The sequence below is a fragment of the Pseudomonas ovata genome (assembly GCF_003131185.1).
GTDB classification, from domain to species: Bacteria; Pseudomonadota; Gammaproteobacteria; order Pseudomonadales; family Pseudomonadaceae; genus Aquipseudomonas; species Aquipseudomonas ovata.
This window is the reverse complement of the sequence record NZ_QFFU01000001.1, coordinates 288,191-305,612: the sequence shown is the minus strand read 5'-3', so window position 1 is coordinate 305,612 and position 17,422 is coordinate 288,191. Positions and strand designations below refer to the sequence as shown.

Genomic DNA, 17,422 nt, shown 5'->3' with positions numbered 1-17,422 from the left:
TGGCTTCGATTTGTTTCGATGCTTCACAGGCCCCGGCGCGCCTGTAAACTCTGTGTCCACAAGCCATCATGGCAAGCCCCCTCATTCTGGAGACATTGATGCGCGTTCTTCTTGTCGAAGACCATCTGCAACTGGCTGAAAGTGTCGCCCAGGCGCTCAAGGGCGCCGGTCTGACCGTCGATGTGCTGCATGACGGCGTTGCAGCCGACCTCGCCTTGAGCAGCGAGGAGTACGCCATGGCCATTCTCGATGTGGGCCTGCCACGCATGGACGGCTTCGAAGTGCTGGGCCGGCTGCGGGCGCGGGGCAAGAACCTGCCGGTGCTGATGCTGACCGCGCGCAGTGACGTCAAGGACCGGGTGCTGGGCCTCAACCTGGGCGCCGACGATTACCTGGCCAAGCCGTTCGAGCTGTCGGAGCTTGAAGCACGGGTCAAGGCCTTGCTGCGTCGCAGTGTGCTGGGCGGCGAGCGTCAGCAACAATGCGGTGCACTGACCTATGATCTCGATACCCGGCGTTTCAGCCTGGCCGGCGAGCTGCTCAACCTGACCTCGCGCGAGCAGGCCGTGCTCGAGGTGCTGATTGCCCGCCCCGGGCGGGTGATGAGCAAGGAGCAACTGGCCTCGCAGGTCTTTGGCCTGGACGAGGAGGCCAGCCCCGACGCCATCGAGATCTACATCCATCGCCTGCGCAAGAAGCTCGACGGGCAGTCGGTGGCCATCGTCACCTTCCGTGGCCTGGGCTACCTGCTGGAAAGCCGCGATGCGTAACAACAGCCTGCGCTGGCGGCTGCTGTGGAACCTGGCCTTGCTGTTGATCGTACTGATGTTGGCCAGCGTCATGAGCGCCTACTGGAACGGCCGTGAAGTGGCCGACACCGCCTATGACCGTACCCTGCTGGCCTCGGCCCGGACCATCGCGGCCGGCCTGACCCAGCGCGACGGCACCCTGAGTGCCGAAATTCCCTACGTGGCGCTCGACACCTTCGCCTACGACAGCGAGGGCCGTATCTACTATCAGGTCAACGACATCAACAAGAAGCTGATTTCCGGCTTCGAGAACTTGCCCTCGCCGCCGCCGGGCACCTTGCGCACCGATGACTACCCGGCACTGGCCAGTTTCTATAATGGCGTGTACCTGGGGCAGGACGTGCGCGTGGTCAGCCTGCTCAAGCCGGTCAGCGAGCCGGGCATGAACGGCATCGCGGAAATCCGTGTGGCCGAGACCCAGGAAGCCCGGGTCGGCATGGCCCGCAGCCTGATGGCCGATACCTTGTTGCGCCTGGGGATGCTCGGCGGTGGTGCGCTGCTGCTGGTGTGGTTCACGGTCAGTGCTGCGTTGCGCCCGCTGGAGCGTCTGCGCAGCGCCGTGGAGGAGCGCCAGCCCGACGACCTGCGGCCCTTGCCGATGGTCGAGGTGCAGCACGAATTGCGCCCGCTGGTCGGTGCGTTGAATCACTTTACCGAGCGCTTGCGCCGGCAGTTCGAACGGCAAGGGCAGTTCATTGCCGATGCCGCCCATGAACTGCGCACCCCGCTGGCCGCGCTCAAGGCCCGGGTCGAGCTGGGGCTGCGCGAGCAGGACCCGGTGCAGTGGCGCAATACGCTGGAGCTGGCCGCGCAAAGTACTGATCGGCTGACGCACCTGGCCAACCAGCTGTTGTCGCTGGCGCGCATCGAAAATGGCGCCCAGGCGATTGCCGAAGGCGGTGCCCAGCGGCTCGACCTCAGCCAGCTGGCGCGGGAATTGGGCCTGGCCATGGCGCCCCTGGCGCACGCTCGTGGCGTGGCCCTGGCTCTTGAGGCCGATGAGCCGGTCTGGCTGAATGGCGAGCCAACGCTGCTCAACGAGTTGCTCAGCAACCTGATCGACAATGCTCTGGCGCATACGCCGTCAGGCGGCAATGTAGTGCTGCGCGTGCACGCACCAGGCATCCTTGAGGTCGAGGATGATGGTTCGGGCATTCCCGAGGCGGAGCGGGAGCGGGTCTTCGAGCGCTTCTACCGGCGCAGCCAGCAGGGTTCCGGCACGGGGCTGGGCCTGGCAATCGTCGGCGAAATCTGCCGCGCCCACCTGGCCCAGATCTCCTTGCACGACGGCGCCGAGCGCGGGCTCAAGGTGCGGGTGAGTTTTGGCTAGCGCTATCCCTGTCGGCTATGCCCTGTAGGAGCGCTGTGCTCAGTAAAGCATCCTGCTGGCCTCGTCCATCTCGACGCTCAACTGCCCGCCGGCCGGGTCGAGCCCGAGCCGGTGAAACGCCGGCAGGTCGGGCAGGTCGACCTGGCCGAACGGGTGATTGCTGCCTTTGTACAGATGCACGCTCGCCACTTGCACCAGGTCGATGTAGTCAGCCTTGGCAGAGACGCGTGTCAGGTCCTGGAACTGGCCGGGCAGGCTGGCCAGCGGCTCGGGGAAATCCCATGAGCGCAGCAGCCGTTCGCCGATGGTGGGGTGAATGTTGTCGATCACATGATTGAGGCTGACAGGGTCGGCCAGCAGTTCGAAGTGGTCCTCGGCATAGGTCAGGATCGGCAGGACGCCGATCAGGTGCACCAGGCCTGCAAGGGTCGCCTGGTCGGGCTTGAGCCCGGTATAGCGCTGGCACAAGGTGTAGCCGATGCCGGCGACCTGCAGGCTCCGTTGCCAGATTTCGCGCATCTTGTGTTCGATTACCGGCGATTTGGCATGGAACATCTGTTCAACCACCAGGCCGATCGCCAGGTTGCTGGTGTAATTCACGCCCAGGCGCAGGATGGCAGTGTTCACGTCGCTGACTTCGACGCTGCCGCGCAGCATCGGGCTGTTGGCCACCTTGATCAGGCGCGCCGACAAGGCCGTATCGCTGCCGATCACCCGGCTCAGCGCGACGACGCTGATTTCGGTGTTTTCGGCAGCCTGGCGGATTTTCAGGGCAACTTCGGGCAAGGTCGGCAGGAACAAGGCATCGCGGTCGATGGCCTTGATCAGATCTTTCTGTACCTCATCAGCCATCTTGCTCATGCTAAGTCTCGTAGCTGTGGGTTTCTTGTATAGCCGACAGACGCGTTGCCTGCCGGTTCAGTTCAGCGTTGGGTTTCCAGCTTGCTGTCCAGGGTGTAAGGCAGGTCGTGCAGGAGCAGAACAGGGCCTTCGGCGGTGCCCAGGTGAATCTCGCCGGCCTCGGCTGCATCGTTCTGCAGCACCGCCAGCAGTTCGCTGCCGTTGGTCGTGCGGGCCGCCAGCACCACATTGCCCACGGCACTCTTGTGCGTGGGTGAAAACAGCGGTGTGTTGGGCTCGGGCGCCTCGGCGCTGTCCAGGCTCAGGCGGTACAGATGGCGCTTGAGCTTGCCCAGGTACTGCATGCGCGCCACGATCTCCTGGCCGGTGTAGCAGCCTTTCTTGAAGCTCACGCCCCCTACGGCCTGCAGGTTGATCATCTGCGGGATGAATTCTTCGCGGGTCGCTGGCATGACCTGGCCGATGCCGGCGCGGATCTGGCCCAGCAGCCAGTCATTGAGCGAGCCCTCGGGCAGCAGGGCGACCAGGCGGGCCTTGATGGCTTCAGCGTCGCCAGCACGTACCCAGAGTTCGGCCCTGTTCGGGCTGACGCGGGTGGCAATCAACTGTTCGTTGCGCACCAGGCTGTCGGTCTCGCCGGGCAGTTCCAGGCCCAGGCCGGCCAGTGCGGCGTCGCCGTCCTGCAGGCCGAAACGTACCCAGGCGGCGCTTTCATCGGTGAGTTTCGACTTGGAAAACACCGCGTACTTGCGCAGGTCGAGCAATTGCGGCTCGATCAGTTCGCCGGCCATGGCCAACAGGCAGCCATCGGCCTCGAACAGGATGCGGAAGCTCGACTGCATGCGGCCTTTTTGCGTGCAGCGCGCGCCCAGGCCCGAGCGGTTTTCATTCAAGTAGTTGATATTGCAGGTCAATTGACCCTGCAGGAATTTGCCGGCGTCCACGCCGCGAACGGCCAGGACACCTTCGTGAGACAACGTGCAGAAGAAAGCTGATTCGGCCATGGTCATCGCAAAGTCTGAAAAAGAATGACGCACATCATAGTGGTGCAACCTCAATAAGGGTATACGCAAACCGCCCTGTGCCTTGTGCGATTCGCGCCCGGGCCGTGGGGCTGTATACTCAGCGGCTACTTTGAGGAGCGATCCATGGTCGAAGATGTAGAACTCAACCGTCTTTTCTGGCACAGCCGTCGCGGCATGCTGGAGCTGGACGTGCTGCTGGTGCCGTTTGTGCGGGAGGTGTATGCCCACCTCAACGAGGTCGACCGGGCGCTGTATCGTCGCCTGCTCGAATGTGAAGACCAGGATATGTTCGGCTGGTTCATGCAGCGCGGTGAGTCCGAGGACCCCGAGTTGCAGCGTATGGTTCGCATGATTCTGGACCGTGTCCAGCCCAAGTGAGTCGTTCGAATGCCGCTGGCAGGCCTCCAGGGGCCTGCTGGCAGCGTATGGGCTGACGCAGGCGCTGGCGTGGCTGGCCCTGTGGCTGCTGGCTATTCCCTCATGGGTCAGTCTGGGTGGCCTGCTGCTGTGCCTGGTCCATGCCGCCTGCGTGCTGCCGCGCGCCATCCTGCTCAGCCATCCGCGAGCGTTCAAGGCGCTGCGTCACGGGCGTGAAGGCTGGCAAGTGTGGAGCGGGCAGGGAGGGTGGCAGGCGGTCGAGGTCGCCCCTGACAGCCTGGTGCTGCCATTGATGGTGGTGTTACGTGTACATCTGTTGCACGGCGAGCGGCCCGACTGGCGGACGCGCTCGGTGTGCATCGCCCGTGATGCGCTGGCGCCGGATGTTCATCGTCGCCTGCGCGTGCGGCTCAGGTTTGCCCGGCGCGGCTGATTCAGGCCTTGAAGTTGTTCGGCACCAGCACGGTGTCCAGGGCCTCTGCCAGCATGTCAGGGTAGTCCAGCGTGTAGTGCAGGCCGCGGGATTCCTTGCGTTCCATGGCTGAGCGGATCATCAGCTCCGCCACTTGGGCCAGGTTGCGCAGCTCTATCAGGTCGCGGCTGACCTTGTAGTTGCTGTAGAACTCGTCGATCTCATCCAGCAACAGGCGCACCCGGTGCTGGGCGCGCTGCAGGCGCTTGCTGGTGCGCACGATGCCCACGTAGTCCCACATGAAGCGCCGCAGCTCGTCCCAGTTGTGCGCGATGATCACGTCTTCGTCCGAATCGGTGACCTGGCTGGCGTCCCAGCCGGGCAGGGCGCTGGGCATGCCGATCTCGGTCAGTTGCTCGACGATGTCGGCGGCTGCCGAGCGGGCATAGACAAAGCATTCGAGCAGCGAATTGCTGGCCATGCGGTTGGCGCCGTGCAGGCCGGTGCAACTGGTTTCGCCGATCGCGTACAGGCCCGGCACGTCGGTGCGCCCCTGGCTGTCGACCACGACGCCGCCGCAGGTGTAGTGCGCGGCGGGCACCACCGGGATGGGTTCGCGGGTGATGTCGATGGAAAACGCCAGGCAGCGTTCGTAAACGGTCGGAAAGTGCGACTTGATGAAGGCTTCGGGCTTGTGGCTGATGTCCAGGTAGACGCAGTCGATGCCCAGGCGTTTCATTTCATGATCGATGGCCCGGGCCACGATGTCGCGTGGCGCCAGTTCGGCGCGTTCATCGAAGCGCGGCATGAAGCGATCGCCGTTGGGCAGCTTGAGGTACGCACCTTCCCCGCGCAGGGCTTCTGTCACCAGGAAGCTCTTGGCCTGCGGGTGGTACAGGCATGTGGGGTGGAACTGGTTGAACTCCAGGTTGGCGACCCGGCAGCCCGAGCGCCAGGCCATGGCAATGCCGTCGCCCGAAGCGCTGTCCGGGTTGCTGGTATAGAGGTAGACCTTGGCCGCGCCACCGCAGGCCAGGATTGTGAAGCGCGCGGCGTGGGTGTCGACTTCGCCGGTGTTGCGATCCAGCACGTAGGCACCCAGGCAACGCTGGCCGGGCAGGCCCAGGCGAGGTTCGGTGATCAGGTCCACCGCAACGCGCTGCTCCAGCAATTCGATGTTGTCGCGCTTGCGTGCCTGCTCCAGCAGGGTCCTGAAGATCGCCGCACCCGTGGCATCGGCCGCATGAATGATGCGCCGGTGGCTGTGACCACCCTCGCGGGTCAGGTGGAATTCGAAACTGTGCGCCTGCTCGTTGCCTTCATCGTCACGGGTAAAGGGCACGCCTTGCCCGATCAGCCACTCGATGGCCTCGCGGCTGTGCTCGACGGTGAAGCGCACGGCCTCTTCGTTGCACAGGCCGCCGCCGGCATTGAGCGTGTCCTCGACATGCGACTCGACGGTGTCGGTGTCGTCCAGTACGGCAGCCACGCCGCCCTGGGCCCAGAATGTCGAGCCGTCGGCCAGGTCACCCTTGCTCAGGATGGCAATGCGCAGATGGGCGGGCAGGGTCAGGGCCAGGCTCAACCCCGCCGCACCACTGCCGATAACCAGAACGTCATGCTGAAAATGTTGGCTCATCTATCAACTCCGCGTCGAGCGGCCACTAGTATAAGTATAGGGGGACCGGCACAATAGCCTCGCTTTACATGGCAATGTGAGACCACAGGCGGGGGGCGGATTGTGCGCCAGTCGCCGACGCCATGCCTACCGTTTTCGATGCAATCGTTTGTTGAGGTCCGACAGCGGCAGTACGAGGCAGCGATCAGGGTGGGCAGGGTGGGGCTTGAGCCTGCAATTACGGGGTGCGGGAACTTTTCAGCCCGCGCCACGCTCAATAGCAGGTTGCCTGTATAAGGAACAGCGTCGGCTATGCCGAAAAGGATCATCGGCAGCGAAATCGACGACAAGACTATTCACGCAGCCGGGCCTTGCCCGCGCTGCGTTTTTCGTGCGGGCCAGTTCGGTGCCGGCAGGAAACTTGCCTGAAGGGGGAGAACTTTTGTCAAAAGCCCGAGTCTATGTTTGCAAGCCTGAACGATGGCTGATGCAACACTCCTTCAGGCTCAATGAGGAGTGTTCATGCTAACCCAGGAAGAGGATCAGCAGCTGGTCGAGCGCGTTCAGCGTGGCGATCGGCGAGCATTTGATCTGTTGGTGCTGAAATACCAGCACAAGATTCTCGGGTTGATCGTGCGATTCGTGCACGACACCCATGAAGCTCAAGACGTGGCGCAAGAAGCCTTTATCAAGGCGTACCGCGCACTCGGCAATTTCCGCGGCGACAGTGCTTTTTATACCTGGCTGTACCGCATCGCTATCAACACAGCGAAAAACTACCTGGTGTCGCGCGGTCGGCGACCACCGGACAGCGATGTCAAGTCCGAAGACGCAGAATTCTACGACGGCGATCATGGCCTCAAGGATATCGAGTCACCGGAGCGGTCATTGTTGAGGGATGAGATCGAAAGCACTGTGCATCGAACCATCCAGCTTCTCCCTGAAGATTTGCGTACAGCCCTAACTTTGCGCGAATTCGATGGTCTGAGTTATGAGGACATTGCGAGCGTCATGCAGTGTCCGGTGGGTACCGTGCGCTCTCGGATCTTCCGCGCTCGGGAAGCCATCGACAAAGCCCTGCAGCCGTTGTTGCAGGAATCCTGAGACAGCGGCGATAGCCAAGAGAGGAACCGCCATGAGTCGTGAAGCCCTGCAGGAATCGCTGTCCGCAGTGATGGATAACGAAGCGGACGAACTGGAATTACGTCGTGTGCTGAGTGCCATCGACGATGCGGATACACGTGCCACCTGGTCGCGTTATCAGGTTGCCCGTGCAGCGATGCACAAGGAACTGCTCGTACCCCACCTGGACATCTCGGCCGCTGTATCGGCTGCGATTGCCGACGAAGCTTCGCCGTTGAAGCCGGGTCGCGGTCCATGGCGGACCCTGGGTCGTCTGGCGGTAGCCGCCTCGGTGACCGTTGCGGTACTGGCAGGCGTACGCCTGTACAACCAGGACGAAATCACCGGTGCACAGCTGGCGCAACAGAACCAGCAACCTGCCAACCTGTCGGTCGCTCAGCCCCAGGGGCCTGCGGTACTGGCCGGTTATACCGAAGAAGCTACCGGCCCTGCCAACGGTGCTGTACAGGCCCAGGCCGGTGCAGACGACCAGCGTGTGCCAGGCTACCTGCGTCAGCATGCCCAGCAGGCGGCCCTGAAGGAGACTGAAAGCGCTCTGCCTTACGCACGCGCTGCCAGCCTGGAAAACCGCTAAGGAAGAGTATGCGAGCCACTCCTCTATTGCCTTTGTTGTTCAGTGGATGGCTAGCCGCTCCTGCGTATGCCGATGATGCGCAAGACCTCTTGAAGCGTCTTGCGCAAGCCGAGCAGCAACAAAGCTTTCAAGGGACTTTTGTCTACGAGCGTAACGGTGGTTTTTCCACCCATCGCATCTGGCACAGCGTCGAGCAGGGCAAGGTGCGTGAGCGTCTTCTGCAACTCGACGGCTCGGCTCAGGAGATCCTGCGTGTCGATGGCCTGACGCAATGCGTCAGCGGCACGCTGGTGACGGGGCTGGCCAATCTGCCCGATCCTTCCGGGCGCGTCCTGGATGTCAGAAAGCTGTCCGCCTGGTATGACATGCAAGTGGCTGGCAAGTCCCGCGTGGCGGGTCGTGCCGCGACCATTCTGGTCATGTCGCCCAAGGACCAGCACCGATACGGTGTCGAGCTGCACCTGGACGATGAGACCGGCATGACCCTCAAGTCGCTGTTGCTCAGCGAAAAGGGCCAGTTGCTCGAAAGGTTCCAGTTCACCGAATACGATCCTTCGCAGTCTCTCGATGAGCGATCACTGCAAGCCAGTGCCGACTGCAAGTCGTTGCCGTCTCCCAGAAACAAGCCTGCTACCCAGGTGCCGTCCAAGCCCGTTGCCTGGCATGCAGAATGGTTGCCGCCGGGGTTCGAGCTGGGGAATGAGTCCGTACGCAAGGATACCGGGTCCAGTGGTCAGGTCATCAGCCTGCTGTATGGCGACGGTCTGACACGCTTTTCGGTCTTCATTGAGCCGGTCGCAGCCAAGGTGGCACCCGATATCCGTACCCAGTTCGGGCCCACGGCTGTGGTGTCGCGTCACCTGAGTTCAGCCCAGGGCGACAACATGGTGACTGTGGTCGGCGAGATACCGGTCGGCACGGCCGAGCGGATTGCCCTGTCCATGCGCCATGGCGATGCGGCGGGTGCCCGTTAGTCGGTGAACGCCGCTGACGGTGCATCGATGGCAGATGTAAAAGGTTTCACTTCGGCTGCTGCGGGCATACAGCCTATAGTCTGTCGGGTCTGGAGCGGTTCGACGGAAATATCTGGTGAGCTTTGCACGTTGCAAAAAGCCTGAATTTTTTCTATAGGTCACAGCCTCACAGCTGTGACCTTTGTCGTTATGAGGCCTGAAAACGCTGACCACCGTGCAGCCTGCTGCCAGGGTCGCAAGGCCCGGGCTGATGGATCAGTCGCTCTGTCGCTTAATTTTGCTCGTATCCACGGGAGCCGTATGTCGATACCACGTTTGAAGTCTTGTTTCTCATTGATGGCTGCAGTGCTGATGCTCGGCCAGATCGCTGCGGTCCAGGCAGAAGACCTGCCGGATTTCACGGGGTTGGTCGAACAGGCCTCGCCTGCCGTTGTAAACATCAGCACCCGCCAGAAAATGCCCGAGCGTGCCCTGGCCGGCCAGGGCGCGGACCTTGAAGGCCTGCCGCCGATGCTGCGCGAGTTTCTCGAGCGCAGCGTGCCGCCGGGCTCACGCTCGCCCGGTCGCGGGGATCGCCAGCGCGAGGCCCAGTCGCTGGGCTCGGGTTTCATCATTTCCGATGACGGCTATGTCCTGACCAACAACCATGTGGTCGATGGCGCTGACGAAATCCTCGTTCGTCTGTCCGATCGCAGCGAGCTCAAGGCCAAGCTGGTCGGCACTGACCCGCGCACTGATGTCGCAGTCCTGAAAATCGAAGGCAAGAACCTGCCAACGGCCAAACTGGGTAACTCCAATACCCTCAAGGTGGGGGAGTGGGTACTGGCCATCGGCTCGCCGTTCGGCTTCGACCATTCGGTGACCAAGGGCATTGTCAGTGCCAAGGGCCGCAGCCTGCCGAATGACACCTATGTGCCGTTCATCCAGACCGACGTGGCGATCAACCCGGGTAACTCCGGTGGTCCGCTGTTCAACATGAAAGGCGAGGTGGTGGGTATCAACTCGCAGATTTTCACCCGCTCCGGTGGCTTCATGGGTCTGTCGTTCGCCATCCCGATCGATGTGGCGATGGACGTGGCCAACCAGCTCAAGTCCAGCGGCAAGGTCAATCGTGGCTGGCTGGGCGTGGTCATCCAGGAAGTGAACAAGGACCTGGCTGAGTCCTTCGGCCTGGAGCGTCCGGCCGGTGCCCTGGTGGCGCAGGTGCTCGAAGACAGCCCGGCGGCCAAGGGTGGCCTGCGTGTCGGTGATGTGATCCTCACCGCCAACGGCCAGCCGATTGTCATGTCCGCCGATCTGCCGCACCTGATCGGCAACCTCAAGGATGGCAGCAAGGCCGAGCTGGAAGTGATCCGCGACGGCAAGCGCCAGACGGTCAACGTTACCGTCGGCGCCCTGCCGGACGAAGGCCAGGAGATGGGGGTGCCGGGCGCCGGTGTCGAGCGCAGCAGCAATCGCCTGGGCGTTTCGGTGATCGAGCTGACCGCTGAACAGAAGAAGAGCCTGGAGCTCAAGGGTGGCGTGGTCATCAAGGAAGTCCAGGGCGGCCCGGCGGCGCTGATCGGCCTGCAGAGTGGTGATGTGATCACCCATCTGAACAATCAGGAGATCGTGTCGGCCAAGCAGTTTGCCGAAGTGGCCAAGAGCTTGCCCAAGAACCGCTCGGTGTCCATGCGCGTACTGCGCCAGGGCCGCGCCAGCTTCATCACCTTCAAGCTGGCCGAATAGTCAGCGTGACAGGCACACCAGAAGGGCGGCGCGAGCCGCCCTTCTGCATCACGGTGCAGGCTTGCCTTGCAGCAAGCGTGACGCCCCGGCGTTCCTTCAGGTACAATTCCCGGCTATTTTTCAGCGGGCGATTTGCCTGTGCCCCTTTTTGAGTGTTGATCCGTGAGTGATTTGAGCCACATTCGTAATTTCTCCATCATCGCCCACATCGACCATGGCAAGTCGACCCTGGCCGACCGCTTCATTCAAATGTGCGGTGGCCTGTCCGAGCGCGAAATGGAAGCGCAGGTCCTCGATTCCATGGACCTCGAGCGTGAGCGCGGCATCACCATCAAGGCCCACAGCGTTACCCTGTACTACAAGGCCCGCGACGGCATCACCTACCAGCTGAACTTCATTGACACCCCGGGCCACGTCGACTTCACCTATGAAGTCAGCCGGTCACTGGCGGCCTGTGAAGGCGCCTTGCTGGTGGTCGATGCCGGGCAGGGCGTCGAAGCCCAGTCGGTCGCCAACTGCTACACCGCCATCGAGCAGGGCCTGGAAGTCATGCCGGTCCTGAACAAGATGGACCTGCCGCAGGCCGACCCGGACCGGGTCAAGGACGAGATCGAGAAGATCATCGGTATCGACGCCACTGACGCGGTGGCGTGCAGCGCCAAGAGCGGCATGGGCGTCGACGAGGTCCTCGAGCGCCTGGTCGCGACCATCCCGCCACCGGTAGGTGAAATCGACGCACCCCTGCAGGCGCTGATCATCGACTCCTGGTTCGACAACTACCTGGGCGTCGTCTCCCTGGTGCGCGTGCGCCAGGGCCGGGTCAAGAAAGGCGACAAGATCCTCGTCAAGTCCACCGGCAAGGTGCACCTGGTCGACAGCGTTGGCGTGTTCAACCCCAAGCACTCCGCCACCGTCGACCTCAAGGCCGGTGAAGTGGGCTTCATCATCGCCGGCATCAAGGAGATCCTTGGCGCCCCGGTGGGTGACACCCTGACCCTCAACACGACACCTGATGTCGAGATGCTGCCAGGTTTCAAGCGTATCCAGCCTCAGGTGTATGCCGGCCTGTTCCCGGTCAGCTCCGATGACTTCGAAGACTTCCGCGATGCCTTGCAGAAGCTGACCCTCAACGACTCGTCGCTGCAGTACATGCCGGAAAGCTCCGACGCCCTGGGCTTCGGTTTCCGCTGTGGCTTCCTGGGCATGCTGCACATGGAGATCATCCAGGAGCGCCTGGAGCGCGAGTACGACCTGGACCTGATCACCACCGCCCCGAGCGTGATCTACGAGATCAAGCTCAAGACTGGCGAAACCGTCTACGTCGACAACCCGTCGCGCCTGCCGGATGCCTCGGCCGTGGAAGACTTCCGCGAGCCGATCGTGCAGGCCACCATCCTGGTGCCGCAAGAGCACCTGGGCAACGTCATCACTCTGTGTATCGAGAAGCGTGGCGTGCAGCGCGACATGCAGTTCCTCGGCACCCAGGTGCAGGTGCGCTACGACCTGCCGATGAACGAAGTGGTGCTGGACTTCTTTGACCGCCTGAAGTCGACCAGCCGCGGTTACGCGTCGCTGGACTACCATTTCGACCGCTATCAGTCGGCCAACCTGGTCAAGCTCGACGTGCTGATCAACGGCGACAAGGTCGATGCCCTGGCGCTGATCGTGCACCGCGATAACGCGAACTATAAAGGCCGCGCGCTGACTGAGAAGATGAAGGAACTGATTCCAAGGCAGATGTTCGACGTTGCCATCCAGGCCGCCATTGGCGGGCAGGTGATCGCGCGGACCACTGTCAAGGCGCTCAGAAAGAACGTATTGGCCAAATGTTATGGCGGTGACGTCAGCCGTAAGCGCAAGCTGCTCGAGAAGCAAAAGGCCGGTAAGAAACGCATGAAGCAGGTCGGCAATGTGGAAATTCCACAAGAAGCCTTCCTTGCAGTGCTCAGGTTGGAATAGCAGGTCATATGTCACTAAATTTCCCGCTGTTGTTGGTCATCGCTGTATTCGTCTGCGGCCTGCTGGCCTTGATCGACCTGGTTTTCCTGGCGCCCAGGCGCCGTGCGGCCATTTCGAATTATCAGGTCAGTGTCGGGCAGCCGGACATGGCGGTCGTCGAGCGCCTGAGCAAGGAACCGATCCTGGTCGAATACGGCAAGTCGTTCTTTCCGGTGCTGTTCATCGTGCTGGTGCTGCGCTCGTTTCTGGTCGAACCGTTCCAGATTCCGTCAGGCTCGATGAAGCCGACTCTCGACGTGGGCGATTTCATTCTGGTCAACAAGTTCTCGTATGGCATCCGCCTGCCGGTGCTGGACCAGAAGGTGATCCAGATCGGTGATCCCAAGCGCGGCGATGTCATGGTGTTCCGCTACCCGAGCGACCCGAGCGTCAACTACATCAAGCGTGTAGTGGGCCTGCCGGGCGACCGGATCCGCTACACCAGCGACAAGCGGCTGTTCATCAATGACCAGCTGGTGGCCAAGACCCTGATCGGCAGCGAACCGGGTACGCTGGGCAGTGCCGAGCTGTATTCGGAGAAGCTGGGCGAGGTCGAGCACCAGATCCGCCAGGAAATGACCCGCTACCGCGCGCCGCCGGATACCCAGTGGACCGTGCCGGCCGAGCACTATTTCATGATGGGCGACAACCGCGACAACTCCAACGACAGCCGTTACTGGGATGACCCCAATATTCCCAAGGACGAGCTGGGCATGGTCCCGGATCGCAACATCGTGGGCAAGGCCTTCGCGGTCTGGATGAGCTGGCCCGAGCCCAAGCTCAGTCACTTCCCGACCTTTTCACGGGTCGGGCTGATCAAGTAATCGATGCGGCGCTGTTCGAACAGCGCCGTATGTCATTTGGAACGCTCGAAACCCTGACTTGAACACCCCAGGTCGAAAAGCAGGCGGGTCGAGCTACGCTTGGACATGAACATGACGTTCGCTGGTAAGCAAAGGGGATTGTCGCTGATCGGGCTGCTATTGCTGCTGGGGTTCATCGCATTTGCGCTGAGCACAGCCTTCAAAGTGGTGCCGCACTACATCGACTACTTTTCCCTGCGCAAGGTCATCGAAACGGCCGTAGACAACCCGTCACTGGGCATCGAGTCGGTCGACGACTTTTACAGTTACGTCGGTAAGAACATGCAGGTCAACACTATCCGGGATGTAGATTTGAAACAGGCTTTAAGACTGAAGGTGGAGAACAACAGGTTCGTGGCCCACCTCGATTATGAACAACGTGAACCCCTGATCTTCAATGTCGACCTGGTCATGAAGTTCGACAAGCAATTCAGCGTGGCCAAACCGTGAGTGCATCTCTGAGTCGTCTCGAGCGTCAGCTCGGCTATACCTTCCGTGACCAGGAACTGATGATCCTGGCACTGACCCATCGCAGCTTTGCCGGTCGCAACAACGAACGCCTTGAGTTCCTGGGCGACGCGATCCTCAACTTCGTGGCCGGCGAGGCGCTGTTCGAGCGTTTCCCGCAGGCCCGTGAAGGGCAGCTGTCGCGGCTGCGTGCCCGCCTGGTCAAGGGTGAAACCCTGGCGCTGCTGGCCCGTGGCTTTGCGCTGGGCGAGTACCTGCGCCTGGGCTCGGGTGAATTGAAAAGCGGCGGTTTCCGTCGCGAGTCGATTCTGGCCGATGCCCTGGAAGCCCTGATCGGTGCGATCTACCTGGATTCTGACATGGCCACTGCGCGCGAACGCGTGCTGGCCTGGCTGACCAATGAGTTCGACAGCCTGACCCTGGTCGACACCAACAAGGACCCGAAAACCCGCCTGCAGGAGTTTCTGCAGTCGCGCGCGTGCGATCTGCCGCGCTACGAGGTGGTGGACATCCAGGGCGAGCCGCACTGCCGGACTTTCTTTGTCGAGTGCGAAATCAGCCTGTTGAACGAAAAAAGCCGCGGCCAGGGTGTCAGCCGGCGTATTGCAGAGCAGGTCGCCGCTGCCGCGGCCCTTATCGCCCTGGGCGTGGAGAATGGCAATGACTGATACAAACGTAACCCGCTGCGGCTATGTCGCGATTGTCGGCAGGCCCAACGTGGGCAAGTCCACGCTGCTCAACCACATCCTCGGCCAGAAGCTGGCGATCACCTCGCGCAAGCCGCAGACCACCCGGCACAACATGCTGGGGATCAAGACCGAGGGCGATGTGCAGGCGATCTACGTCGACACCCCGGGCATGCACAAGAACAGCGACAAGGCCCTGAACCGCTACATGAACAAGACCGCCTCGGCGGCGTTGAAAGACGTCGACGTGGTGATCTTCGTGGTGGACCGCACCCGCTGGACCGACGAAGACCAGATGGTCCTCGAACGCATCCAGTACGTCGAGGGCCCGGTGATCCTGGCGATCAACAAGACCGACCGCCTCGAAGACAAGGGCGAGCTGATGCCGCACCTGGAGTGGCTGCAGGGTCAGTTGCCGAAGGCCTCGATCGTGCCGATTTCGGCGCAGCACGGGCACAACCTGGAAGCGCTCGAAGGGCTGATCGCCTCGCACCTGCCCGAGAACGACCACTTCTTCCCGGAAGACCAGATCACCGACCGCAGCAGCCGTTTCCTGGCTGCTGAACTGGTGCGCGAGAAGATCATGCGTCAGCTGGGCGCCGAGCTGCCGTACCAGATCACCGTCGAGATCGAAGAGTTCAAGCAGCAGGGGCGTGTGTTGCACATCCATGCGCTGATCCTGGTCGAGCGCGACGGGCAGAAGAAAATCATCATTGGCGACAAGGGCGAGCGCATCAAGCGCATCGGCAGCGATGCACGCCGCGACATGGAAGTGCTGTTCGACTCCAAGGTCATGCTCAACCTGTGGGTCAAGGTCAAGGGCGGCTGGTCCGACGATGAACGCGCCCTGCGTTCGCTGGGCTACAACGACCTGTAAGCCCCCTGGTGACAGGGCCACGCCACGTGCGTGGCCGGTCGCCGTTTTCCCTTCTGCGAGTCCTGCCCGATGAGCACGCCCATCGCTCAACCTGCCTTCGTGTTGCACAGCCGGGCGTATCGCGAAAACAGTGCGCTGGTCGATTTCCTGACGCCCCAGGGCCGGCTGCGTGCCGTGCTGCGCAATGCGCGTGGCAAGGCCGGTACGCTGGCACGGCCGTTCGTGCCCCTGGAGGCCGAGTTTCGCGGCCGCGGCGAGCTCAAGAACGTCGGGCGCATGGAAGGCGCCGGCATTGCCCGCTGGCTGGTGGGCGAAGCGCTGTTCAGTGGCATGTACCTCAATGAACTGCTGATTCGCCTGTTGCCCACCGAAGACCCGCACCCGGCGGTCTTCGATCATTACGCCGCCACCCTGGTGGCGCTGGCCGAAGGCCGGCCCCTGGAGCCGTTGCTGCGCTCGTTCGAATGGCGGCTGCTCGATGATCTGGGCTATGGCTTTGCGCTGGACACCGATGTCGAAGGCCAGCCGCTGGACGCCACGGGCCTGTATCGCCTGCGGGTCGATGCCGGGCTGGAGCGGGTGTGGCTGTTGCAACCGGGGCTGTTCCAGGGCGTCGAGCTGCTGGCCATGGCCGAAGCCGACTGGAGCGTGCCTGGCGCCCTGGCGGCCGCCAAGCGCCTGATGCGCCAGGCGCTGGCGGTGCACCTGGGCGGGCGGCCACTGGTCAGTCGCGAACTGTTTCGCAAGCCGTGAACAGGCTTTATGCTCTGCGGCCTGTCTTCCATAGATAACCCCTGACTTGCAGGAGATCCTCGTGACCCATAGCTCTCGTATCCTTCTTGGCGTGAACATCGACCACGTCGCCACCCTGCGCCAGGCTCGCGGCACCCGCTACCCGGACCCGATCAAGGCGGCGCTGGATGCCGAAGAGGCGGGGGCCGACGGCATTACCGTGCACTTGCGTGAAGATCGCCGGCACATCCAGGACCGCGACATCCTGTTGCTCAAGGACGTGCTGCAGACCCGCATGAACTTCGAAATGGGCGTGACCGAAGAGATGCTCGCGTTCGCCGAACGCCTGCGTCCCGCCCACGTATGCCTGGTGCCCGAAACCCGCCAGGAACTGACCACCGAAGGCGGGCTGGACGTGGCCGGCCAGGAAGAGCGCATCAGAGCGGCGGTCGAGCGCCTGACGAAGGTCGGCAGCGAGGTGTCATTGTTCATCGACGCCGACCCTCGACAGATCGAAGCCGCCAAACGCGTCGGCGCGCCGGCCATCGAACTGCACACCGGCCGCTACGCCGATGCCGAGACACCGGCCGAGGTGGCCGTTGAGTTGCAGCGCATCGCCGACGGTGTGGCGCTGGGCGTGGCTCAGGGACTGATCGTCAATGCCGGTCATGGCCTGCATTACCACAACGTCGAAGCCGTGGCGGCGATCAAGGGCATCAACGAACTGAACATCGGCCACGCCCTGGTGGCGCATGCACTGTTTGTCGGCTTCAAGGCGGCGGTGGCAGAGATGAAAGCGCTGATTACCGCCGCTGCCCGATGACAGGGTTATAGCAATGATTGTCTCGTAGGAGCCCGCTTGCCGGCGACCGAGTGCGCAGCGCTCGCAAAATTGTCGAAACGCTGAAAATCTGCAGCGAATGACTGAAAAATTTATGAAACGCTG

Annotated in this window: 18 protein-coding genes; 15 read left to right on the top strand and 3 right to left on the bottom strand. The window is 62.3% G+C overall.

From position 1 onward, the window contains the following. Window positions 1-98: 98 nt before the first annotated feature. Both DGA31_RS01390 and DGA31_RS01385 read left to right on the top strand, forming a co-directional pair. Window positions 99-770: a response regulator gene (locus tag DGA31_RS01390; RefSeq protein ID WP_056834569.1), complete on the top strand. Its 672-nt coding sequence runs from the start codon at window positions 99-101 to the stop codon at window positions 768-770. Beyond that, window positions 763-2,139: a sensor histidine kinase gene (locus tag DGA31_RS01385; RefSeq protein WP_056834571.1), complete on the top strand. Its 1,377-nt coding sequence runs from the start codon at window positions 763-765 to the stop codon at window positions 2,137-2,139. The genes DGA31_RS01390 and DGA31_RS01385 overlap by 8 nt, the downstream gene beginning before the upstream one ends. Before the next feature lie 39 nt (window positions 2,140-2,178). Here DGA31_RS01385 and DGA31_RS01380 read toward each other — a convergent pair whose 3' ends face one another. Together DGA31_RS01380 and ygfZ are read right to left on the bottom strand one after the other, a co-directional pair. After that, on the bottom strand, window positions 2,179-3,000 hold the full coding sequence (locus DGA31_RS01380; protein ID WP_056834573.1) for an HDOD domain-containing protein: 822 nt from the start codon (window positions 2,998-3,000) through the stop codon (window positions 2,179-2,181). A 62-nt stretch (window positions 3,001-3,062) separates the two neighbouring features. Further along, window positions 3,063-4,004 (bottom strand): CAF17-like 4Fe-4S cluster assembly/insertion protein YgfZ, encoded by a 942-nt coding sequence (gene ygfZ / locus DGA31_RS01375; RefSeq protein ID WP_161959128.1) that lies wholly within the window; start codon window positions 4,002-4,004, stop codon window positions 3,063-3,065. Between the two features lie 144 nt (window positions 4,005-4,148). On the opposite strand from ygfZ, the gene DGA31_RS01370 reads away from it, so the two are divergent. Beyond that, entirely contained in the window at window positions 4,149-4,403 is a 255-nt protein-coding gene (locus DGA31_RS01370; RefSeq protein WP_056834575.1) for an FAD assembly factor SdhE, read from the top strand. Further along, a complete protein-coding gene (locus DGA31_RS01365; protein ID WP_109511297.1) occupies window positions 4,387-4,836 on the top strand; it encodes a protein YgfX in 450 nt (149 codons plus the stop codon). The genes DGA31_RS01370 and DGA31_RS01365 overlap by 17 nt, the downstream gene beginning before the upstream one ends. Before the next feature lies 1 nt (window position 4,837). On the opposite strand, the gene nadB is transcribed toward DGA31_RS01365, so the two are convergent. Further along, window positions 4,838-6,454 (bottom strand): L-aspartate oxidase, encoded by a 1,617-nt coding sequence (nadB, locus tag DGA31_RS01360; RefSeq protein WP_109511296.1) that lies wholly within the window; start codon window positions 6,452-6,454, stop codon window positions 4,838-4,840. Between the two features lie 501 nt (window positions 6,455-6,955). Between nadB and rpoE the strand changes: the two genes are divergently transcribed. The 11 genes from rpoE (at window position 6,956) to pdxJ (ending at window position 17,299) form a co-directional block, all read left to right on the top strand. Continuing rightward, on the top strand, window positions 6,956-7,537 hold the full coding sequence (gene rpoE, locus DGA31_RS01355; protein ID WP_056834582.1) for an RNA polymerase sigma factor RpoE/AlgU: 582 nt from the start codon (window positions 6,956-6,958) through the stop codon (window positions 7,535-7,537). 31 nt (window positions 7,538-7,568) lie between these two features. Beyond that, window positions 7,569-8,150, top strand: a complete 582-nt coding sequence (locus tag DGA31_RS01350; RefSeq protein ID WP_109511295.1) for an RseA family anti-sigma factor — start codon at window positions 7,569-7,571, stop codon at window positions 8,148-8,150. A gap of 8 nt (window positions 8,151-8,158) precedes the next feature. Then, entirely contained in the window at window positions 8,159-9,124 is a 966-nt protein-coding gene (locus DGA31_RS01345) for a MucB/RseB C-terminal domain-containing protein (RefSeq protein WP_109511294.1), read from the top strand. A 306-nt stretch (window positions 9,125-9,430) separates the two neighbouring features. Next, entirely contained in the window at window positions 9,431-10,852 is a 1,422-nt protein-coding gene (locus DGA31_RS01340) for a DegQ family serine endoprotease (protein ID WP_193551487.1), read from the top strand. 162 nt (window positions 10,853-11,014) lie between these two features. Beyond that, entirely contained in the window at window positions 11,015-12,811 is a 1,797-nt protein-coding gene (lepA, locus tag DGA31_RS01335; protein WP_056834589.1) for a translation elongation factor 4, read from the top strand. Window positions 12,812-12,819: 8 nt separating this feature from the next. Then, complete coding sequence (gene lepB / locus DGA31_RS01330; RefSeq protein ID WP_056834591.1) at window positions 12,820-13,674, top strand: signal peptidase I; 855 nt, start codon at window positions 12,820-12,822, stop codon at window positions 13,672-13,674. A 111-nt stretch (window positions 13,675-13,785) separates the two neighbouring features. Next, window positions 13,786-14,163 carry a DUF4845 domain-containing protein gene (locus DGA31_RS01325; protein ID WP_056835333.1) on the top strand — a complete coding sequence of 126 codons (378 nt, stop codon included), beginning with the start codon at window positions 13,786-13,788 and terminating at the stop codon, window positions 14,161-14,163. Further along, window positions 14,160-14,849 (top strand): ribonuclease III, encoded by a 690-nt coding sequence (gene rnc, locus DGA31_RS01320; protein ID WP_056834593.1) that lies wholly within the window; start codon window positions 14,160-14,162, stop codon window positions 14,847-14,849. Before DGA31_RS01325 ends, rnc begins: the two co-directional genes overlap by 4 nt. Then, window positions 14,842-15,744 (top strand): GTPase Era, encoded by a 903-nt coding sequence (era, locus tag DGA31_RS01315; RefSeq protein WP_056834595.1) that lies wholly within the window; start codon window positions 14,842-14,844, stop codon window positions 15,742-15,744. Before rnc ends, era begins: the two co-directional genes overlap by 8 nt. Before the next feature lie 69 nt (window positions 15,745-15,813). After that, on the top strand, window positions 15,814-16,497 hold the full coding sequence (gene recO / locus DGA31_RS01310) for a DNA repair protein RecO (protein ID WP_109511292.1): 684 nt from the start codon (window positions 15,814-15,816) through the stop codon (window positions 16,495-16,497). A gap of 61 nt (window positions 16,498-16,558) precedes the next feature. Beyond that, window positions 16,559-17,299 (top strand): pyridoxine 5'-phosphate synthase, encoded by a 741-nt coding sequence (gene pdxJ / locus DGA31_RS01305; protein ID WP_109511291.1) that lies wholly within the window; start codon window positions 16,559-16,561, stop codon window positions 17,297-17,299. The last annotated feature ends 123 nt before the right edge of the window (window positions 17,300-17,422 follow it).

Bases quoted from the DNA above. Each gene is read 5' to 3' on its own strand.
- DGA31_RS01380 (WP_056834573.1), bottom strand. From the start codon at position 3,000: ATGAGCAAGATGGCTGATGAGGTACAGAAAGATCTGATCAAGGCCATC.
- era (WP_056834595.1), top strand. From the start codon at position 14,842: ATGACTGATACAAACGTAACCCGCTGCGGCTATGTCGCGATTGTCGGC.
- DGA31_RS01385 (WP_056834571.1), top strand. From the start codon at position 763: ATGCGTAACAACAGCCTGCGCTGGCGGCTGCTGTGGAACCTGGCCTTG.
- DGA31_RS01345 (WP_109511294.1), top strand. From the start codon at position 8,159: ATGCGAGCCACTCCTCTATTGCCTTTGTTGTTCAGTGGATGGCTAGCC.
- DGA31_RS01325 (WP_056835333.1), top strand. From the start codon at position 13,786: ATGACGTTCGCTGGTAAGCAAAGGGGATTGTCGCTGATCGGGCTGCTA.
- rpoE (WP_056834582.1), top strand. From the start codon at position 6,956: ATGCTAACCCAGGAAGAGGATCAGCAGCTGGTCGAGCGCGTTCAGCGT.
- lepB (WP_056834591.1), top strand. From the start codon at position 12,820: ATGTCACTAAATTTCCCGCTGTTGTTGGTCATCGCTGTATTCGTCTGC.
- DGA31_RS01370 (WP_056834575.1), top strand. From the start codon at position 4,149: ATGGTCGAAGATGTAGAACTCAACCGTCTTTTCTGGCACAGCCGTCGC.
- ygfZ (WP_161959128.1), bottom strand. From the start codon at position 4,004: ATGGCCGAATCAGCTTTCTTCTGCACGTTGTCTCACGAAGGTGTCCTG.
- DGA31_RS01350 (WP_109511295.1), top strand. From the start codon at position 7,569: ATGAGTCGTGAAGCCCTGCAGGAATCGCTGTCCGCAGTGATGGATAAC.
- nadB (WP_109511296.1), bottom strand. From the start codon at position 6,454: ATGAGCCAACATTTTCAGCATGACGTTCTGGTTATCGGCAGTGGTGCG.
- DGA31_RS01390 (WP_056834569.1), top strand. From the start codon at position 99: ATGCGCGTTCTTCTTGTCGAAGACCATCTGCAACTGGCTGAAAGTGTC.
- recO (WP_109511292.1), top strand. From the start codon at position 15,814: ATGAGCACGCCCATCGCTCAACCTGCCTTCGTGTTGCACAGCCGGGCG.